The organism is Kitasatospora sp. NPDC001527, assembly GCF_040298605.1.
Classification (GTDB): Bacteria; Actinomycetota; Actinomycetes; order Streptomycetales; family Streptomycetaceae; genus Kitasatospora.
The window spans coordinates 42,566-61,491 of record NZ_JBEPAM010000014.1; the positions used below are offsets into that span (position 1 = coordinate 42,566).

The 18,926-nt window shown below is 73.3% G+C and carries 14 protein-coding genes, 1 other RNA gene and 1 pseudogene; 14 read left to right on the top strand and 2 right to left on the bottom strand.

What is annotated here, in order from left to right:
• Positions 1-37: 37 nt before the first annotated feature.
• Positions 38-232 (bottom strand): hypothetical protein, encoded by a 195-nt coding sequence (locus ABT238_RS16485; protein WP_350564101.1) that lies wholly within the window; start codon positions 230-232, stop codon positions 38-40.
• 350 nt (positions 233-582) lie between these two features.
• Here ABT238_RS16485 and ftsE point away from each other — a divergent pair, with 350 nt between their 5' ends.
• The 8 genes from ftsE (at position 583) to ABT238_RS16525 (ending at position 9,645) form a co-directional block, all read left to right on the top strand.
• Positions 583-1,272: a cell division ATP-binding protein FtsE gene (gene ftsE, locus ABT238_RS16490; protein WP_350544679.1), complete on the top strand. Its 690-nt coding sequence runs from the start codon at positions 583-585 to the stop codon at positions 1,270-1,272.
• 76 nt (positions 1,273-1,348) lie between these two features.
• Complete coding sequence (gene ftsX, locus ABT238_RS16495; RefSeq protein WP_344325131.1) at positions 1,349-2,260, top strand: permease-like cell division protein FtsX; 912 nt, start codon at positions 1,349-1,351, stop codon at positions 2,258-2,260.
• A gap of 123 nt (positions 2,261-2,383) precedes the next feature.
• Complete coding sequence (locus tag ABT238_RS16500; protein ID WP_350564103.1) at positions 2,384-3,532, top strand: S41 family peptidase; 1,149 nt, start codon at positions 2,384-2,386, stop codon at positions 3,530-3,532.
• Positions 3,533-3,576: 44 nt separating this feature from the next.
• Positions 3,577-4,053, top strand: coding sequence for an SsrA-binding protein SmpB (gene smpB, locus ABT238_RS16505; protein WP_350564104.1), 477 nt, complete (start codon positions 3,577-3,579; stop codon positions 4,051-4,053).
• An 87-nt stretch (positions 4,054-4,140) separates the two neighbouring features.
• Positions 4,141-4,522: a transfer-messenger RNA gene (gene ssrA, locus ABT238_RS16510) on the top strand.
• Between the two features lie 128 nt (positions 4,523-4,650).
• Positions 4,651-6,978 carry a HelD family protein gene (locus tag ABT238_RS16515; RefSeq protein WP_350564106.1) on the top strand — a complete coding sequence of 776 codons (2,328 nt, stop codon included), beginning with the start codon at positions 4,651-4,653 and terminating at the stop codon, positions 6,976-6,978.
• Positions 6,979-7,345: 367 nt separating this feature from the next.
• The gene (locus tag ABT238_RS16520; protein ID WP_350564108.1) at positions 7,346-8,818 is read left to right on the top strand and encodes an NAD-dependent malic enzyme; all 1,473 of its coding nucleotides are present in this window, start codon (positions 7,346-7,348) and stop codon (positions 8,816-8,818) included.
• 545 nt (positions 8,819-9,363) lie between these two features.
• Complete coding sequence (locus ABT238_RS16525; protein ID WP_030308200.1) at positions 9,364-9,645, top strand: HU family DNA-binding protein; 282 nt, start codon at positions 9,364-9,366, stop codon at positions 9,643-9,645.
• An 85-nt stretch (positions 9,646-9,730) separates the two neighbouring features.
• Here the strand turns inward: ABT238_RS16525 and murA are convergent, their stop codons facing one another.
• Positions 9,731-11,083 (bottom strand): UDP-N-acetylglucosamine 1-carboxyvinyltransferase, encoded by a 1,353-nt coding sequence (gene murA, locus ABT238_RS16530; protein WP_350564110.1) that lies wholly within the window; start codon positions 11,081-11,083, stop codon positions 9,731-9,733.
• 356 nt (positions 11,084-11,439) lie between these two features.
• Here murA and ABT238_RS16535 point away from each other — a divergent pair, with 356 nt between their 5' ends.
• The 6 genes and pseudogenes from ABT238_RS16535 (at position 11,440) to ABT238_RS16560 (ending at position 18,856) form a co-directional block, all read left to right on the top strand.
• Complete coding sequence (locus tag ABT238_RS16535) at positions 11,440-12,024, top strand: YqgE/AlgH family protein (protein WP_350564111.1); 585 nt, start codon at positions 11,440-11,442, stop codon at positions 12,022-12,024.
• A gap of 81 nt (positions 12,025-12,105) precedes the next feature.
• Entirely contained in the window at positions 12,106-12,384 is a 279-nt protein-coding gene (locus ABT238_RS16540) for a DUF3039 domain-containing protein (protein ID WP_344325167.1), read from the top strand.
• A gap of 92 nt (positions 12,385-12,476) precedes the next feature.
• Positions 12,477-14,084: a beta-N-acetylhexosaminidase gene (locus ABT238_RS16545; protein ID WP_350760705.1), complete on the top strand. Its 1,608-nt coding sequence runs from the start codon at positions 12,477-12,479 to the stop codon at positions 14,082-14,084.
• Positions 14,085-14,382: 298 nt separating this feature from the next.
• A complete protein-coding gene (locus ABT238_RS16550) occupies positions 14,383-15,249 on the top strand; it encodes an FAD binding domain-containing protein (protein ID WP_350545037.1) in 867 nt (288 codons plus the stop codon).
• An 86-nt stretch (positions 15,250-15,335) separates the two neighbouring features.
• A pseudogene (locus ABT238_RS16555) lies at positions 15,336-15,792 on the top strand ((2Fe-2S)-binding protein); the annotation flags it as partial.
• 736 nt (positions 15,793-16,528) lie between these two features.
• Complete coding sequence (locus ABT238_RS16560; protein ID WP_350760713.1) at positions 16,529-18,856, top strand: xanthine dehydrogenase family protein molybdopterin-binding subunit; 2,328 nt, start codon at positions 16,529-16,531, stop codon at positions 18,854-18,856.
• Positions 18,857-18,926: the final 70 nt, after the last annotated feature.

Below are 18,926 nucleotides of genomic sequence, written 5' to 3' on the forward strand. Positions count from 1 at the left end.
CGTTCGTGCGGTTCTCGCCGTTCGTACGTCTTACGGCTCAGGCCAGCGCCTGCCGCGCGATCAGTGCCACCGCGAGCAGTCCGGCCAGCACGGCCAGCAGCATCGCGGGGGAGAGCGCGGCGAACAGCCCCTGCTGCTCCTGCAGCCGGGCCCGGGTGGCACGGCAGGCGGGGCAGCGGCCCTCGCTGACGCGGCCGTTGCAGTGGGCGCACACCAGATGGTCGCAGGTCATGCGATCTCCTCCTCGCTGCTACTGCAAACGCACCGGACCGGGCCTTGGTTCCTTCTCTTGCCCTGTGCGGCGGAGCGGTCGGGCCCGACCGCACCCTCCACTGTGCCAGGTTCCCGGCGTTCCGGCCCCCGGGCTGTGAGATGGCTCCCAATTTTCGGGGCATATCCGGGCATTTTCCCCCAGTTCCGTGCGGCTGTCGAGGCCCGAACCTGCGGGCCGGGCGCCCGTTCGCGTATGGTCCCAAGCCGGGAGCGGCCGTTCCGCTCCCCTCGCCCGCCCCGGGCCGGGCATGCCGAGGGGCGGACCGACCCAGGACTGGCGCCGCCTAGGATGGCCTCCGTGATGCAGCCGTGATCAGATTCGACAACGTCTCCAAGACCTATCCCAAGCAGAACCGTCCCGCCCTGGACAACGTCTCGCTGGAGATCGAGAAGGGTGAGTTCGTCTTCCTGGTCGGCTCGTCCGGCTCGGGCAAGTCCACCTTCCTGCGCCTGTGCCTGCGCGAGGAGCGCCCCAGCAGCGGCGAGGTGCACGTGCTGGGCAAGGACCTGGGCAAGCTGTCCAACTGGAAGGTGCCGCACATGCGCCGCCAGCTGGGCACCGTCTTCCAGGACTTCCGCCTGCTTCCCAACAAGACGGTCGCGCAGAACGTCGCGTTCGCGCTGGAGGTCATCGGCAAGCCGAAGAGCGCCATCAACAAGGTGGTGCCCGAGGTGCTCGACCTGGTCGGCCTCGGCGGCAAGGAGGACCGCATGCCGGGCGAGCTGTCCGGTGGTGAGCAGCAGCGCGTGGCGATCGCCCGGGCGTTCGTCAACCGCCCGATGCTGCTGATCGCGGACGAGCCCACCGGCAACCTCGACCCGCAGAACTCGGTCGGCATCATGAAGCTGCTCGACCGGATCAACCGCACCGGCACCACCGTGCTGATGGCCACCCACGACCAGGCCATCGTCGACCAGATGCGCAAGCGCGTCATCGAGCTCGACAAGGGGCTGCTGGTCCGCGACCAGGCCCGCGGCGTCTACGGATACCAGCACTGACCACTCGGCGCTGACCCCGTGGGCCGCCCGCCCGCCTCGCCCGACCAGCAGTACCGACCCTGGAGTTGTTGAACGCATGCGCGCCCAGTTCGTCCTGTCGGAGATCGGTGTGGGTCTCCGCCGCAACCTGACGATGACCATCGCCGTCGTCGTCAGCGTCGCGCTCTCCCTCGCCCTCGCCGGTGCCTCCCTCCTGGTCCGCGACCAGGTCAACTCGATGAAGGGGTACTGGTACGACAAGGTCGAGGTGAGCATCTACTTCTGCACCAAGGCCGACGCCCGCAACTCGCCCCAGTGCGACAAGGGCGCGGCCACCGACCAGCAGATCGCCGACATCAAGACCCAGCTGGACAAGATGGACTCGGTGGTCCAGTCCTCGACCTTCGAGAACTCCGCCGAGGCGTACAAGCACTGGAAGGAGATGAACCCGGACAACCCGCTCATCTCCGTCCTCGGCCCGGAGGCCATCCCGCAGTCCTGGCGGGTCAAGCTCAAGGACCCGACCAAGTACGACGTCATCCAGAGCGCCTTCGCCGGCAAGCCCGGCGTCAAGTCGGTCGAGGACCAGCGCAAGATCCTGGAGAACCTCTTCGGCCTGCTGAACGGCCTCCAGACGGCGGCCTTCGTCATCATGGTGCTGATGCTCTTCGTCGCCCTGCTGCTGATCGTCAACACCGTCCGGGTGTCGGCGTACAGCAGGCGGCGCGAGACCGGCATCATGCGCCTGGTCGGCGCCTCGAACTTCTACGTGCAGATGCCGTTCATCGCGGAGGCCGCGTTCTCCGCGCTGCTCGGCGCGGTGATGGCCTCCGGACTGCTGCTCGGCGGCCACTTCTTCGTCCAGAACTGGCTGGCCGAGCGGGTGCAGTTCATCCACTTCATCGGCCTGTCCTCGGTGCTGGCGGTGATACCGCTGCTGGTCGTGGTGGGTATGGGCATGGCCGGCATCGCGGCCTTCTTCACCCTCCGGAAGTACCTCAAGGTCTGAGGCCCCGAAACGCCCGGCGACCCGGGACGGCCCCGGACGGCACTGCGCCGTCCGGGGCCGTCGGCGTTCCGCCGCCGACCGTTGCGGGCCGCGGTGTCCCGGACACGCCCTAGACTCCGGTCCATGCCAGTCACTCCCCGCGCGGCGCGTCAGGTGGCCACCCTCAGCCTGGTGTTCGGTGCGGTCCTGCTGGCCGGGGCCGCCACCGGCGCCTGGGGCGAGTCCGGCACGACGCCGCGCCCGCCGTCGGCCGACACCGCCCGGCCCGCGGCCGCGACCATCGGCGCCGGCCAGGACCCGGCCGGCGCCGACCTCTCCGAGCAGCAGGCCGAGCACCTGATCGGCGCGACCGGCGACCGCTGGGGCGCGTACTACAGCGCCCAGGAGTACGCCGAGTTCAGCCAGGGCCTGGACGGCCGCTACCTCGGGGTGGGCCTGTCCGTGGGCCGCGGCGAGGACGGCGTCACCACCGTCTCCCAGGTGCAGCCCGCCGGCCCGGCCGCCGCCGCCGGCATCGCGGTCGGCGACCGGCTGCTGCGGATCGGGGAGGACGAGGCGGACCGGCTTCCGGTCACCGAGGTGGTCGCCCGGCTGCGCGGACGCGAGGGCGCCGAGCGGCAGCCCGGTTCGGAGGTCGTCCTGACCGTGCGGCGGGAGGAGGGCGAGGACCGCGAGGTCCGGCTGCGCCGGGCACTGCTGGACAGCCAGCAGGTGACCGTCGAGCACCTGGCCGGCGGGGCGGTGCGGATCGCCGTGCGGGCCTTCACCTCCGGCGTGGCCGAGCAGGTGCGCGCCGCCGCGCGCGCCGCGCGGGCCGGCGTGGTGCTCGACCTGCGCGGCAACTCCGGCGGACTGGTCGACGAGGCCGCCGGCACCGCCGGGGTCTTCCTGGACGGCGGCCCGGTCGGCTCGTACCAGGACCGCGGCGGCACCCGGGAGCTGACCGCCCCGCCCGGCGGCGACCAGCGCACCCCGCTGGTGGTGCTGGTCGACGGCGGCACGATGAGCGCCGCCGAACTGCTCACCGGCGCCCTGCAGGACCGCGGCCGGGCCGTGGTGGTGGGCGGGCGCACCTTCGGCAAGGGCACCGTCCAGCAGCCCAGCCGGCTCGCCGACGGCGCGGTGCTGGAGCTGACCGTCGGCCGCTACTACACCCCGGCCGGCCGCTCCCCGGAGGGCACCGGACTGGCCCCGGACGTCCCGGCGGACGCCTCCGAGGACGCCGCCGCGCTCGCCCTGCGGGTGCTGGCCGGTCTCGGCAGCCGCGCGTAAAGGGGCTGCTCGGCACCGGGTGGAGGTGCGAGAATGACCGCGCTATGGCAAAGGAAACCGGACACAAGCTGATCGCGCAGAACAAGAAGGCGCGACACGAGTACACCATCCTCGACACCTACGAGTGCGGTCTCGTGCTCACCGGCACGGAGGTGAAGTCACTGCGCGAGGGGCGGGCCAACCTGGTCGACGGCTACGCCTACATCCAGAACCACGAGGCGTGGATCGACAACGTCTTCATCCCCGAGTACACCCAGGGGACGTGGACCAACCACGCGGCGCGGCGCAAGCGTAAGCTGCTGCTGCACAAGCTGGAGATCCGCAAGATCGAGACGAAGGTCCGGGACGCCGGCCACACCCTCGTCCCGCTCTCGCTGTACTTCAAGGACGGCCGGGTGAAGCTCGAACTGGCGCTCGCGGTCGGCAAGAAGCTCTACGACAAGCGGCAGACCCTGCGCGAGAAGCAGGACACCCGTGAGGCGGCGCGCGCGGTGGCGGCCGCCCGGCGGCGCCAGCGTTAATCGGCTGGCCCTCGCTGGTCGCCTCGCGTACCATGGGGCCCAGCACCACGGACGGCCCGCCGTCCGCGCTGTTTCTCAACAAAACATGGGGATGATCGGTTTCGACAGGGGATGTTGAAACAGGGGAAGCGAGCCGAGGAACGCGGCAATGATCTCGTTAACCACGTGTCGCAAAAAAATAATCGCCAACTCTAAGCGCGATTCCCAGCAGTTCGCTCTCGCTGCCTAATAAGCACCGATAGCGCTTGGGTGTCAGACCGGGGGGTTCCCGACCCGGACCCTGGCATAATCTAGGGAACTCAACCGTCCGCCCGGGCTGCGGGGGTGGATGGGAAATCAAACAGCAGCTGGGCCTGTTGGCGGCTTGTCCGCGTGACCGCCAGGGCCGAGAAAAGCACAGCGGACTGCGCTCGGAGAAGCCCTGAATTAACTCCACTGGACCCGGGTTCGATTCCCGGCATCTCCACCACCCCATGTTCACAGTGAAGGCCGTCCACCGCGTTGCGGAGGGCGGCCTTCACGTTTCCCCCGGCCGGGGCGTAGGATCGTCCGTCCGCTCGTTTCCCGGAGCCGGATTCCGCCGCAACCACCGAGGCCATGCAGAGCAACACGGACACCAGCACCACGGACACCACCGCCACCGACCACGAGACCGTGCGCGAGCGCGAGATCGCCGGTGAGCAGCGTCACCTCGACACGGTCTACCACCGCCTGGAGGAGAAGCTCGCCGAGGCCGAGTACATCCTGGAGGACGCCGCCAAGCGGGTGCACGTCGGCACCCCCGGCGCACTCGCCGAGCGCGACGCCCAGGTGTACCGGGCCGGCGCCCATCTCCAGCGGCTCAACAACGAGTTCGAGGACTTCCTGTTCGGCCGCATCGACCTCCAGCGGGCCGACGCGCCGGAGGAGCACGGCATCCCCTCCGACACCCCGCTCGACCCGGCCGACCCGGAAGTCGCCGAGACCCTGCACATCGGCCGGCTCGGGGTGCTGGACGCGGAGTACGGCCCACTGGTGATCGACTGGCGGGCGCCCGCCGCGGCGCCGTTCTACCGCTCCACCCCGCTGGAGCCCGGCCGGGTCATCCGCCGCCGGGTGATCCGCTCCAAGGGCCGCAAGGTGATCGGCGTCGAGGACGACCTGCTGCGTCCCGACCTCGCCCCCACCCTGGACGGCGAGGAACTCGCGGTGGTCGGCGACGGCGCGCTGATGGCCTCGCTCGGCCGCGCCCGCAGCCACTCGATGCGCGACATCGTCTCCTCCATCCAGAAGGAGCAGGACGAGGTGATCCGCGCCGCCGCGGCCGGCGCCACCCTCGTCACCGGCGGCCCCGGCACGGGCAAGACCGCCGTCGCGCTGCACCGGGCGGCCTTCCTGCTCTACCAGGACCGCCGCCGGTACGCCGGGGGCATCCTGGTGGTCTCGCCGACCCCGCTGCTGGTCTCCTACACCGAGGGCGTGCTGCCCTCGCTCGGCGAGGAGGGCCAGGTCGCCATCCGCGCGGTCGGCTCGCTGGTCGACGGCATCGAGGCCGGCACCTACGACACGCCCGAGGTGGCCCGGATCAAGGGCTCGGCCCGGATGGTCCAGCTGCTGCGCCGGGCCGCCCGGGCGGCGCTGGAGCTGGGCGCCCCGCAGGAGCTGAAGGTGGTCGCCCGCGGTGAGGTGCTGAAGCTGGACGCGGGCCGGCTCAAGGCGGTGCGCGGCAACGTCATCGGCTCCGGCGGCACCCCGCTCAACCTGCTGCGCCCGCGCGCCCGCCGGCTGCTGCTGGACGCGCTCTGGCAGGAGGCCACCCGCCACCTGCCCCGGCCCGCCGACCACTACGCCCGTGAGCAGCGCCAGGAGGAGAAGGAGTCCTTCGACGAGTACGTCTCCGACGAGGCGCCGTTCCTGGACTTCCTGGACGCCTGGTGGCCCGCGGTCACCCCGCGCCGGGTGCTGGGCACGCTGAAGCAGTCCCGGCACACCAACCGGATCGCCCGGCGCGCGGTGACCCCGGAGGAGGCGAAGCTGCTGGCGGGGTCCTGGCGGCACCTGTCGGGCCGCGGCGAGGGCGCGCTCTCGGCGCACGACGTGGCGCTGGTGGACGAGCTGCAGGTACTGCTCGGCGAGCCGGCCCGCCCGAAGGTCCGCGAGGTGGACGCGGTGGACCTGCTGAGCGGCCTGGACGAGGTCACCACCTTCGCCGACCGCTCCGCCCGGCAGCGGGAGAGGGTGCCCGTCGAGCGCGTCGAGTACGCGCACGTGATCGTCGACGAGGCGCAGGACCTCACCCCGATGCAGTGGCGGATGATCGGCCGCCGCTCCCGGACGGCCACCTGGACCATCGTCGGCGACCCGGCGCAGTCCTCCTGGCCGTTCCCCGGGGAGGCGCAGGCCGCCCTGGACGAGGTGCTGTCCGGCAAGCCCCGGCGCCGCTTCACGCTGACCGTGAACTACCGCAACCCGGCCGAGATCGCCGAGGTGGCGGCCAAGGTGCTGGCGCTGGCCGCGCCGGGCACGCCGTCGCCGAGCGCGGTGCGGCACGTCGGCGTCGAGCCGCGCTTCGCGGCCGTCACCGACCCTTCGCCGGAGGCCTTCGGCGCGGCCGCCCGGGCCGAGCTGGAGCGGCTGCTGGGCGAGGTGGACGGCACGGTGGCCGTGGTGGTGCCGATGGACCGGCGGGCCGAGGCGGCGGGCTGGGCCGAGGGGCTGGGCGGGCGCGTGGTGGCGCTGGGCAGCCTGGAGGCCAAGGGCCTGGAGTACGACGCGACCGTGGTCGCCGACCCGACCGGGATCGCCGGGGAGTCCGAGGCGGGCCTGCGGGTGCTGTACGTGGCACTCACCCGGGCGACCCAGCGGCTGACCGTGCTGTCCGGACCGGACGACCTGCCGGACGCGGCCGGGGTCCCCGCGCTGCTGCGCGACCGAGCGCGCCGCTGACGGTCCGTACGGCCGGCCCCGCCCGGGGCCGGCCGTACGCCGTCACCCGGTGCGACCACGGCGAAGGCCCCCCACCCGGAGGGTGAGGGGCCTTCAGAAGCTACGACACCGACCCGCCATGCTCGCCTCGCGGCAAGTGGTCCCTCGAAGGGACGAAGGTTGGGCCCGGGGGCTTGGATCGAGCCGGTGTCCCGTCCAATGTAACGCATCGGGCGGCGGAGGCAAGAAGTTGTCGGGTCCGCACACTCAATGAACGATATTTCTGACTACGCCCGGATTGGTGCGACCATCGAGAGCTAGCATGCGCAAGCGAGGTCTTCAACAAGCTGTTGAACTCGCGGACGGACGGACGGAAGAAGGAACGTCGATGGCGACGGTGCCCAGTGTCTCGAACTCGATCACGGTGCGGCTGGAGGTGCCGGCCAGAGGCAACGCCGTCAGTGCGATCACCACGGCGGTGGAGTCCTCCGGGGGCTCGGTGACCGGCCTCGACGTGACCGCCTCCGGCCTGGAGGCGCTGCGGATCGACGTGACGGTGGCCGCCTCCTCGGTGGCGCACGGCGAGGAGATCGTCGAGAAGCTCCGGGCGATCGACGGCGTCACCATCGGCAAGGTCTCGGACCGTACGTTCCTGATGCACCTCGGCGGCAAGATCGAGATGTCCTCGAAGCTGCCGATCCGCAACCGTGACGACCTCTCGATGATCTACACCCCGGGTGTCGCCCGGGTCTGCATGGCGATCGCCGAGAACCCCGAGGACGCCCGCCGCCTCACCATCAAGCGCAACAGCGTCGCCGTGGTCACCGACGGCTCCGCCGTGCTGGGCCTGGGCAACATCGGCCCGGCCGCCGCGCTGCCGGTCATGGAGGGCAAGGCGGCCCTGTTCAAGCGCTTCGCCGGGATCGACGCCTGGCCGATCTGCCTGGACACCCAGGACACCGACGAGATCGTGGCCATCGTCAAGGCGATCGCCCCGGGCTTCGCCGGCATCAACCTGGAGGACATCTCCGCGCCGCGCTGCTTCGAGATCGAGGCCCGGCTGCGCGAGGCCCTGGACATCCCGGTCTTCCACGACGACCAGCACGGCACCGCGATCGTGGTGCTGGCGGCGCTGATGAACGCGCTCAAGGTGGTCGGCAAGGAGATCGCCGACATCCGGGTGGTGATGTCGGGCGCCGGCGCCGCCGGCACCGCGATCCTCAAGCTGCTGATGGCGGCCGGCGTCGAGCACGCCACCGTCGCGGACGTGAAGGGCGTCGTCCACGAGGGCCGCGAGGACCTCAACGACAGCCTGCGCTGGATCGCCGAGCACACCAACCGCTCGGGCCGCACCGGCAGCCTCAAGGAGGCCGTGGCCGGCGCCGACGTCTTCATCGGCGTCTCCGCCCCGAACGTGCTGGACGGCGACGACCTGGCCACCATGGCCGAGGACGCCATCGTCTTCGCGCTGGCCAACCCGGACCCGGAGGTCGACCCGGCGGTGGCCCGGCAGACCGCCGCGGTGGTCGCCACCGGCCGCAGCGACTTCCCCAACCAGATCAACAACGTGCTGGTCTTCCCCGGCGTCTTCCGCGGCCTGCTGGACGCCCAGAGCCGCACCGTCAACACCGAGATGATGATCGCCGCCGCGCGTGCGCTGGCCGCCACCGTCGGCGACGACGAGCGCAACCCGAACTACATCATCCCCAGCGTGTTCCACAAGGACGTCGCCAAGACCGTCGCCGCCGCCGTCCGGGAGGCCGCCCTGGCCGCCGCCTCGGAGGCGCCCGCGCCGTCCCGTCCGACCCCGGGCATCGTCGGCACCCTCGACACCGCCTCCTTCCCCGCCGTGAAGCTCTGACGCCGGGCCCCTGCGCCGGGCCCGGCGTCACGCCTCCGCGGCGGCCGGCCGCGATGTGTCGCGGATCGGTCAAATGTCCGATTAGCGGTCGTACCCGCCCGTTCCCGCCCCGAACCCTTGCGACACAAGGGCGAGGGGCGTGTTTGGGCTTGTCGGACCTAGGGCGTACGGTAGCCCTGCACGGGTCAGGCGTGTCCGACAAGTACGGAACGTCCCCCCGGTCCTCCGGCGCGTCGTCCCGACCGCCGCCCGCGCCCGGTCCGCCGGAGCCGACGGAGCGTCACACCTCCGGCGGGCGGGCACTGTTCGGGTGGTGGCGCCGGGGCTCGATTGGCATTCTCGGGGCCGGTCGGGGCAGGATTCGTATCCGGGCAGGCAGGCGGGCCTTCGAGGGCACGGCGCGCGGCACTGGGTGCGGACCCGGCTCGCGACCACGCATTGCCTGCATGAGCACAGTGTGCGGACCTGCGGCCCATCCGGGTGCCCCCGGTGGGAGCACCGATGGGCCCCCGCACACCGCAAGCGAACAGACCACAGGAGTACACATGAACCGCAGTGAGCTGGTGGCCGCGCTGTCCGAGCGCGCCGAGGTGACCCGCAAGGACGCCGACGCCGTTCTGGCCGCCTTCGCCGAGATCGTCGGCGAGGTCGTCGCCAAGGGCGACGAGAAGGTCACCATCCCCGGTTTCCTGACCTTCGAGCGCACCCACCGTGCCGCTCGCACCGCCCGCAACCCGCAGACCGGCGAGCCGATCCAGATCCCCGAGGGCTACAGCGCCAAGGTCAGCGCCGGCTCCAAGCTGAAGGAAGCCGCCAAGGGCGCCTGAACCACCCCTTGAACGCCCGAGAGGCCGGGCCCCCGTCGCGGGGGCCCGGCCTCTCGTCGTCGCGCCGGGGGCGCCGGGGCGCCGGTCAGGCGCCGACCAGCTCCTCGCTGGCCTGCTCGCTCGGCAGCTCGACGTGGGCGCCGAGGTCGCGCAGCTTGTCCATGAAGTTCTCGTAACCGCGGTTGATCAGGTCGATGCCGTGCACGGTCGAGGTGCCCTCGGCCGCCAGCGCCGCGATCAGGTACGAGAAGCCGCCGCGCAGGTCCGGGATGACCAGCTCGGAGCCGATCAGCTTGGACGGGCCGGAGACCACCGCGGAGTGCAGGAAGTTGCGGGCGCCGAAGCGGCAGGGGGTGGCGCCCAGGCACTCGCGGTAGAGCTGGATGTGCGCGCCCATCTGGTTGAGCGCGCCGGTGAAGCCCAGACGCGACTCGTACACCGTCTCGTGCACGATGGACAGGCCGGTCGCCTGGGTCAGCGCGACCACCAGCGGCTGCTGCCAGTCGGTCTGGAAGCCGGGGTGCACGTCGGTCTCCAGGGCGATCGCCTTGAGCTCCCCGCCCGGGTGCCAGAACCGGATGCCCTCGTCGTCCACCTCGAAGGCGCCGCCGACCTTCCGGAAGGTGTTGAGGAAGGTCATCATCTCCAGCTGGCGGGCGCCGCGCACGTAGATGTCGCCCTTGGTGGCCAGCGCCGCGCAGGCCCAGGAGGCCGACTCCAGCCGGTCCGGCAGCGCGCGGTGGTTGTAGCCGTTCAGCTCGTCCACACCGGTGATCAGGATGGTGCGGTCGGTGCCCATCGAGATGATCGCGCCCATCTTCTGCAGCACGCAGATGAGGTCGACGATCTCCGGCTCGATGGCGGCGTTGCGCAGCTCGGTGACGCCCTCGGCGAGCACCGCGGTGAGCAGCACCTGCTCGGTCGCGCCGACCGAGGGGTAGGGCAGCTCGATCCTGGTGCCGCGCAGCCGCTGCTGGGCGACCAGGTAGGTGCCCTGCGGGTGCTTCTCGATGGTGGCGCCGAACTGGCGCAGCACCTCGAAGTGGAAGTCGACCGGACGGCCGCCGATGTCGCAGCCGCCCAGGCCCGGGATGAAGGCGTGGCCGAGGCGGTGCAGCAGCGGGCCGCAGAAGAGGATCGGGATGCGCGAGGAGCCGGCGTGCGCGTCGATGTCGGCGACGTTGGCGCTCTCCACGTGCGAGGGGTCGAGGATCAGCTCGCCCTCCTCGTCGCCGGTGCGCACGGTCACGCCGTGCAGCTGGAGCAGCCCGCGGACCACCTTGACGTCGCGGATGTCCGGGACGTTGCGCAGTCTGCTGGGACCCTGGCCGAGCAGCGCGGCGACCATGGCCTTGGGCACCAGGTTCTTCGCACCGCGGACGCGGATCTCGCCTTCGAGCGGGTTTCCGCCGTGGACCAGCAGGACGTCGTCGGTCATCGTTCTCGCAATCCGGGGTGCCAGAGGAGTGGGTGGGGCTCGGCGACGAGCCATGCGGTGGAACGGTTGCACGGGCGCGTCGGGCCCCCGGCGTGACCGAATCGGCACCGTGGACGGGCGTCCACCACCAGTAGATGGTAGTGGTCGTGCCGATGGTTCCCGTGAGCCTCTCCCGTGATGGTGCTCTCCCCGGGGCCCGCGGCGCGCGCCGGTGCGTCCGTACGGGTGTTCGCGGCCGGTGCCCGGCCCCGGGCGCGTCCGGTCCGCGGACGAACGGGATCCGACCGGCCCCCGGGCGCGCCGCCCCGCCGGTTCTCGGGTGTCCGCCGCCGGGGGTTCTGCGGGATCATGTGGACATGACGGCGGCCCATTCGCACGCAGGCCGGTCCCACACCGGCCGACTGCTCGTCGCGACGCCCGTGCTCACCGACCCGAACTTCGCCCGGGCGGTGGTGCTCCTCCTCGACCACGACGCCGAGGGGGCGCTCGGCGTGGTGCTGAACCGGCCGACCCCGGTCGAGGTCGGCAGCGTGCTGGACGGCTGGGGCGTCCTGGTCGGCCGCCCGGCGGTGGTGTTCCAGGGCGGGCCGGTGGCGCTGGACTCGGCGCTCGGCCTGGCGGTGGCGCCGGGGGAGCCGGGCACCGGGGAGCCGCTCGGCTGGCGCCGGGTGCACGGGGCGATCGGCCTGGTGGACCTGGAGGCGCCGCCCGAGGTGCTGGCCGGCGAGCTCGGCGCGCTGCGGATCTTCGCGGGGTACGCGGGCTGGTCGCCCGGGCAGCTGGAGTCGGAGATCTCCAGCGGCGCCTGGTACCTGGTGGACTGCGAGCCGGGGGACATCTCCAGTCCCGAGCCGGAGCGGCTCTGGCGGGCGGTGCTGCGCCGCCAGCGCGGCCCGATGGCCCTGCTGGCGAGCTACCCGGACGATCCGACGCTCAACTGAGGGACGCCGGGGCGGGCGGCCGGGACATGGCGCGCCGCCGTACTGGCCCGGTTTCGCGGGGCGCCCATAGACTTGGCACCCATGAGCACTCTTGAGCCCGAGCGCGGCCTCGGCACCGGCACCCTGGTCGAGCCCGTCCCGCAGGTGTCCCACGGGGACGGCGACCACGAGCGCTTCGCGCACTACGTCCAGAAGGACAAGATCATGGAGAGCGCCCTCTCCGGATCCCCGGTGGTGGCGCTCTGCGGCAAGGTGTGGGTGCCCGGGCGCGACCCGAAGAAGTACCCGGTCTGCCCGATGTGCAAGGAGATCTACGACGGCATCGGCAAGCCGCAGGGCGGCGACGACAAGGGCAAGTAGGCCGCCCGCGTTCCGCGCACCGCCGTTTTGCATAGCACCGCGATTCCGGGGTGGTCTATGCCAGTTCTCCGGGCCGGGGGCAGGATGGCGCAATGGACCTCATTCCCGCCCCCGTGAGTTCCGTCCGCCTCCCGGACCGGGACTTTCCGCTCGACCGGACCACCACCCTGACCGCGCCGCCGGAGCTGGCCGGGGCCGAACGGTGGCTGCGCTCCTCGCTGACCGCCGCCACCGGCCTCCCGCTCGCCCCCGGGCGGCCCGGCGAGGGTGTCGAACTGGTCCACGACGGCACGCTGGCCGGCGAGGCGTACCGGCTCTCGGTGCGCCCCGGCCACGCCGTGATCACCGCCGGCGGTCCGGCCGGCGCCCTGTGGGGCGCCCAGACGCTGCGCCGGCTGCTCGGTCCGGACGCCTACCGGCGGGCCCCGCTGCGCTCGGAGTGGGTGCTGCCCGGCGTGGACATCGAGGACGCCCCCCGGTTCGGCTGGCGCGGCGCGCTGCTGGACGTCGCCCGGCACTTCCTGCCCAAGTCCGACGTGCTGCGCTTCGTCGACCAGCTGTCCGCGCACAAGCTCAACGTGCTGCACCTGCACCTGACCGACGACCAGGGCTGGCGGGTGGAGATCAAGCGCTACCCGGCGCTCACCGAGAAGGCCTCCTGGCGCGAGCGCTCGATGGTCGGCTACCGGGCCGGCCAGCGCCGCGACGACCGCCCGCACGGCGGCTTCTACACCCAGGCCGACCTGCGCGAGATCGTCGCCTACGCGGCCGAGCGGGGCGTCACGGTGGTGCCCGAGATCGACCTGCCGGGTCACACCCAGGCCGCCGTGGCCGCCTACCCCGAGCTGGGCAACACCGACGTGGTGGACACCGCGGGGCTCGGCGTGTGGACCGACTGGGGCGTCAGCCACAACGTGCTCAACCCGTCCGAGGCGACCCTGCGGTTCTTCGAGGGGGTGCTGGAGGAGGTCCTGGAGCTCTTCCCGTCCGAGTTCATCCACCTCGGCGGCGACGAGTGCCCCAAGGAGCAGTGGAAGGACAGCGCCGCCGCGCAGGCGCGGATCCGCGAGCTGGGCCTGTCCAACGAGGACGAGCTGCAGAGCCACATCATCCGGCACTTCGACCGCTGGCTCGCCGAGCGCGGCCGCCGGCTGATCGGCTGGGACGAGATCCTGGAGGGCGGCCTGGCGCCCGGCGCCGCGGTGTCCTCCTGGCGCGGCTACGGCGGCGGGATCGCCGCCGCGCAGGCCGGGCACGACGTGGTGATGTGCCCGGAGCAGCACGTCTACCTGGACCACCGGCAGGCGCCGGGCGAGGACGAGCCGATCCCGGTCGGCTTCGTGCGCACCCTGGAGGACGTGTACCGGTTCGAGCCGGTGCCGGCCCAGCTCGACGAGGCCGCGGCCCGCCGGGTGATCGGCACCCAGGCCAACCTGTGGAGCGAGTTCATGGACAGCGCCCGGGACGTCGACTACCGGGCCTTCCCGCGGCTCGCGGCCTTCGCCGAGGTCGCCTGGTCGGCGCTGCCCGCCGACCCGGCCGCGCGCGACTTCGCCGGCTTCGAGCGGCGGATGGCCGGACACCTGGAGGTGCTGGACGCGCTCGGCGTCGAGTACCGCCCGGCCGCCGGTCCGCACCCGTGGCAGACCTGGCCCGGCGTGCAGGGCCGCCCGATCGAGGGGCTGCCGCCGGTCGTCTGACACCGCGTACGGGAACTTCCGAGCGGGCGCCGGACGTCAAGAACAGATGAACATCCGACCCGGTCCATCACGGACCGGGTCGGATACCGCCCGGTATCGGTCCCAATCGGGCAGTACCGTTCGCCCGTCCCGAAATGATCATCGAGCATTGTGTGCCAGAGTTGCCCAACCCGGCCCGATCGCCCGTACCCTACGGGCCAGGCCGGGCTGCCGGAGCGGACACCCCGTCCAGGGCCGCGGGCGGCAGGCGATCGATGAGCAAGTGGAGCACGGTGGGACCCAGGTGAACCGGACGATCATGCTGCCGGCCTCCCTCGACGAGGCCGTCGAAGCGCTGGCCGCTCACCCGGCCGCGGTACCGGTGGCCGGCGCCACCGACCTGATGGAGGCGGTCAACGCCGGACGCCTGCGCCCCGCCGCCCTGGTCGGCCTCGGCCGGATCACCGAACTGCGCGGCTGGCGCTACGAGGACGGCGGCACCGCCGTCCTCGGCGCCGGGCTCACCCACGCCCGGATGGACCGCCCCGACTTCGCCGCGCTCATCCCGGCGCTCGCCGACGCCGCCCGCACCGCCGGACCCCCGCAGGTGCGCAACGTCGGCACCCTCGGCGGCAACATCGCCACCGCCGCCCCGGCCGGCGACACCCTCCCGGTGCTCGCCGCCCTGGAGGCCAGCGTCACCCTCGCCCGGGCCGGCGCCACCCGCGAGGTCCCGGTCAGCCACCTGCTCACCGGCCTCGACCCGCTGCGCCCCGGCGAACTGCTCACCTGGGTGCGCGTCCCGCTGCTGCACGCCCCGCAGGTCTTCCTCAAGGCCACCGGCCGCAGCGGCCCGGCCCGCGCCACCGCCTCCGTCGCCCTCGTCCTCGACCCCGCCCGGCGCGCCGTGCGCTGCGCCGTCGGCGCCGTCGCCCCGGTGCCGCTGCGGCCCCTGGAGGCCGAGGCCTGGGTGGCCGGCTGCATCGACTGGGACGGTTCGCGGGAGATCGACCCCGCCGCGACCGCGGCCTTCGGCGAGTACGTGGCCGCCGCCTGCGTCCCCGACGGCTACGGCGCGGAGGGCGCCTGGGAGGCCGTCACCGAGGGGCCGAGCGCGGCTGCCGTCCGCTTGCGGCGTACCGTAGCCGTGCTGGCCCGCCGGGCACTGGGAAGGGCGCTCAAGTGACCACAGACCACCCCATCGAGGCCCTCGACGCGGGGCTGCTCGACCACGCGCACGACCACGCGCCGCAGGTCAGCCGCGAGCTGCGGCCGACCACCTCGTACAGCCTGCGGGTCAACGGCTTCGAACGGCCCGTCACCGACGCCTGGATCGGCGAGAGCCTGCTCTACGTGCTGCGCGAGCGGCTCGGCCTGGCCGGTGCCAAGGACGGCTGCGAGCAGGGCGAGTGCGGGGCCTGCTCGGTGCAGGTCGACGGACAGCTGGTGGCCGGCTGCCTGGTCCCCGCCGCGCTGGCGCAGGACAGCGAGATCAACACCGTCGAGGGCCTGTCGGCCGGCGGCGGCGCCAGCGACGTCCAGCAGGCGCTGGCCGAGTCCGGCGCGGTGCAGTGCGGTTACTGCGTGCCCGGCCTGGCGATGGCCGTGCACGACCTGCTCCAGCGCAACCACCGGCCCACCGAGGTCGAGGCGCGGCAGGCGCTGTGCGGCAACCTCTGCCGGTGCACCGGCTACCGGGGCGCGCTGGCCGCCGTGCAGAGCGTCGCCGACGCGCGCGCGGCACAGGCCGGGGCGGCGGACGAGGCGGCCGCCGCCGAGGAGACCGCCAAGGCCGCGTCTGCACCCGCCCCGGAGGCGGCCCCGGCGCCGGTGAGCGAGCCGGTGACCGAACCCGCGCCCGCGCCCGTCGCGGACCCCGTGGACCCGGTGAACGACACCGCCGCCGACCTGCCGGTGTACACCGACGGCGACGCCTGGACCGAGCACGTCCCGCAGCCGCCCGCCGCGCCGTACGGCGCCCCCGACGGCGCGGGCGGCTACGACAGCGGCGTGTACGACACCACCGTGCTGGCCCCGATCCGGGACGTCCCGGCCCAGCCGGCCGACGGCTCCACCGGCTTCCACCCGGTCCAGGGCCACCCCGGCGGGCAGCCGTACCCGGAGACCACCCCGGCGCACGGCACCTACCCGCCCGCGGCCGCCGGGTACCCCGACGCGGCCGGCTACCCGCAGCAGAACGGCTACGCCCCCGCGCCGGCCTACGACGGCGCGGGGTACGACGGCCCGGTGTACGAGACCCCGGCCGCCGGCACCCCGCTCCCGGGCTACGGCACCGCCGGCTACCCGCAGCAGTCCGGCCACGACGGCGGCACCCCCGCGCACGGCACGCCGTACGTCCCCACGCCCCCGCACGGCGTCCCGGCCGGGGGCACCGCCCCCGCCGGTGTCCCGTACGGCGCCACCCCCGCCCACGGCATCCGGCTCCCCGAGGACGACCACGCATCATGACGTCGCCTACCGACATCGGCGCAGCACTCCAGCAGGACGGCGACGCGGGCGGCACGACGGAGCCGTTCGGGCTGGGCAGCTCCCCGCTGCGCAGCGACGCCCTGCCCAAGGCGCTCGGCATCTACCCGTACGCCGCCGACCTGTGGGCCGAGGGCCTGCTGTGGGGCGCGGTGCTGCGCTCGCCGCACCCGCACGCGCGGATCCGCGGCATCGACACCTCGGCCGCGCTGGCCCTGCCCGGCGTGCACGCCGTGGTCACCGCCGCCGACCTGCCGGCCGGCCCGGACGGCCTGCCGGACGGCGCGCCGTCCGGACCGATCGTCGCCGACCGGCCGGTCCTCGCCGCCGGCGTGGTCCGCCACCACGGCGAGCCGGTGGCCGCGGTCGCCGCCGACCACCCCGACACCGCCCGGCTGGCGGTCGGCCTGATCACCGTCGACTACGAGGCGCTGGACGCCGTCACCGACCCCGAGCAGTCCTTCACCGCCCCGCCGCTGCACCCGGACGGCAACCTCTTCCGCCACCTGCCGCTGCGCACCGGCGACCCGGAGGCGGCCGGCGAGGTCGTCGTCGAGGGCCTGTACCAGGTGGGTCGGCAGGACCCGGCGCCGCTCGGCGCGGAGGCGGGCCTGGCCGTGCCGCGCCCGGACGGCGGGGTCGAGCTGCACCTGTCCTCCACCGACCCGCACGGGGACCGCGACCGCACCGCCGCCTGCCTGGGCCTGGAGCCGGACCGGGTCCGGCTGGTGGTCACCGGTGTGCCCGGGGCCACCGCCGACCGCGAGGACCCCTCCTTCCAGGTCACCCTGGCGCTGCTGGCGCTGCGCACCGGGCGCCCGGTGAAGATGACGCTCACCCGCGAGGAGTCCTTCCACACCCACGCCTCGCGGCACCCCGCGCTGCTGCGCTACCGTCACCACGCGGACGCCGAGGGCCGGCTGGTGAAGGTCGAGGCGCAGATCCTGCTGGACGGCGGCGCCTACGCGGACGTCTCGGCCGAGGCGCTGGCCGCCGCCACCGCCTTCTCGGTCGGCCCGTACAACTGCCCCAACGTCTTCGTGGACGCCTGGGCGGTGCGCACCAACAACCCGCCGGCCGGCCGGATGCGCGGCGAGGGCGCGCTGCAGGCGTGCTTCGCCTACGAGTCTCAGCTGGACCAGCTGGCCGCCCGGGTCGGCGTCGACCCGGTGGAGATCCGCCGCCGCAACGTGATGGCGACCGGCGACCCGCTGCCCACCGGACAGGCCGTCACCTGTCCGGCCCCGGTGAGCGCGCTGCTGGAGGCCGTCGCCGGGGAGCCGCTGCCGGCCCTGCCGGTGGACGACCCGGACGCCGAGTGGCTGCTGCCGGGCGGGCCCGGCGGCGCCGGTGACCCGGGCGCGGTGCGGCGCGGCATCGGCTACGCGCTGGGCATGGTGCACATGCTGGGCGCCGAGGGCGAGGACGAGGTCGCCACCGCGACGGTGCGGGTCAGCGGCGACCACGCCACGGTGATCTGCGCCGCGGTCGACGCCGGCCAGGGCTTCGCCACGCTGGCCCGGCAGATCGTGCAGAGCGTCCTGGGCGTCAGCGAGGTGTACATCGCCCCGGCCGACAGCGACCAGTCGGTGGCCGGTCCGTCCGCCCGGGGCCGGCACACCTGGGTCTCCGGCGGCGCGATCGAGCGGGCCGCGCTGATGGTCCGCCACCAGCTGCTCCAGCCGATCGCGGCCAACTTCGGGATGTCGGCGGAGCTGCTGCAGATCGCCGACGGCAAGATCACCTCGTACGACGGGGTGCTCGGCATGCCGGTGGCCGAGGCGCTGGAGGGCAAGGAGCTGTGGGCGACCGCGCAGTGCCGCCCGCACCCGACCGAGCCGCTGGACGAGGCGGGGCAGGGCGACGCCTTCGTCTCCATCGCGTTCTGCGCGATGCGCGCGGTGGTGGACGTGGACATCGAGCTGGGCGCCGTGCGGGTGGTCGAGGTGACGGTCGCCCAGGAGGTCGGCCGGGCGCTGAACCCGCGGCAGATCGAGGACCGGATCGAGGCCGGGGTCGCCCAGGGCGTCGGCCTGGCGCTGCTGGAGGACCTTCGCACCGAGGGCGGCCTGCTGGCCAACCCCTCGCTCACCGGCTACCGGCTGCCGACCGCGCTGGACACCCCGGAGATCCGGGTGGCCGCCCTGCTGGAGGAACGCGACGTGGTGGCTCCGTTCGGGGCCAAGGCGGTCAGCGCGGTGCCGGCGGTGACCGCGCCGGCGGCGGTGGCCGCGGCGGTCCGCGCCGCCACCGGTCTGCCGGTGGGCCGGCTGCCGATCCGCCCGGAGGACGCCGTCACCGGCTGAGCACCGGCCGGGGAATTCGGCGGGAGGGTCCGCCGAATTCCCCGGCAAATGCATGACGAATTGCCGGGCG

Coding starts and splice junctions, on each gene's coding strand:
- ABT238_RS16545 (WP_350760705.1), top strand. CDS start 12,477: ATGGACCTCATTCCCGCCCCCGTGAGTTCCGTCCGCCTCCCGGACCGG.
- ABT238_RS16525 (WP_030308200.1), top strand. CDS start 9,364: ATGAACCGCAGTGAGCTGGTGGCCGCGCTGTCCGAGCGCGCCGAGGTG.
- ABT238_RS16550 (WP_350545037.1), top strand. CDS start 14,383: ATGCTGCCGGCCTCCCTCGACGAGGCCGTCGAAGCGCTGGCCGCTCAC.
- ftsX (WP_344325131.1), top strand. CDS start 1,349: ATGCGCGCCCAGTTCGTCCTGTCGGAGATCGGTGTGGGTCTCCGCCGC.
- ABT238_RS16560 (WP_350760713.1), top strand. CDS start 16,529: ATGACGTCGCCTACCGACATCGGCGCAGCACTCCAGCAGGACGGCGAC.
- ABT238_RS16520 (WP_350564108.1), top strand. CDS start 7,346: ATGGCGACGGTGCCCAGTGTCTCGAACTCGATCACGGTGCGGCTGGAG.
- smpB (WP_350564104.1), top strand. CDS start 3,577: ATGGCAAAGGAAACCGGACACAAGCTGATCGCGCAGAACAAGAAGGCG.
- ABT238_RS16485 (WP_350564101.1), bottom strand. CDS start 232: ATGACCTGCGACCATCTGGTGTGCGCCCACTGCAACGGCCGCGTCAGC.
- ABT238_RS16515 (WP_350564106.1), top strand. CDS start 4,651: ATGCAGAGCAACACGGACACCAGCACCACGGACACCACCGCCACCGAC.
- murA (WP_350564110.1), bottom strand. CDS start 11,083: ATGACCGACGACGTCCTGCTGGTCCACGGCGGAAACCCGCTCGAAGGC.
- ABT238_RS16540 (WP_344325167.1), top strand. CDS start 12,106: ATGAGCACTCTTGAGCCCGAGCGCGGCCTCGGCACCGGCACCCTGGTC.
- ABT238_RS16535 (WP_350564111.1), top strand. CDS start 11,440: ATGACGGCGGCCCATTCGCACGCAGGCCGGTCCCACACCGGCCGACTG.
- ABT238_RS16500 (WP_350564103.1), top strand. CDS start 2,384: ATGCCAGTCACTCCCCGCGCGGCGCGTCAGGTGGCCACCCTCAGCCTG.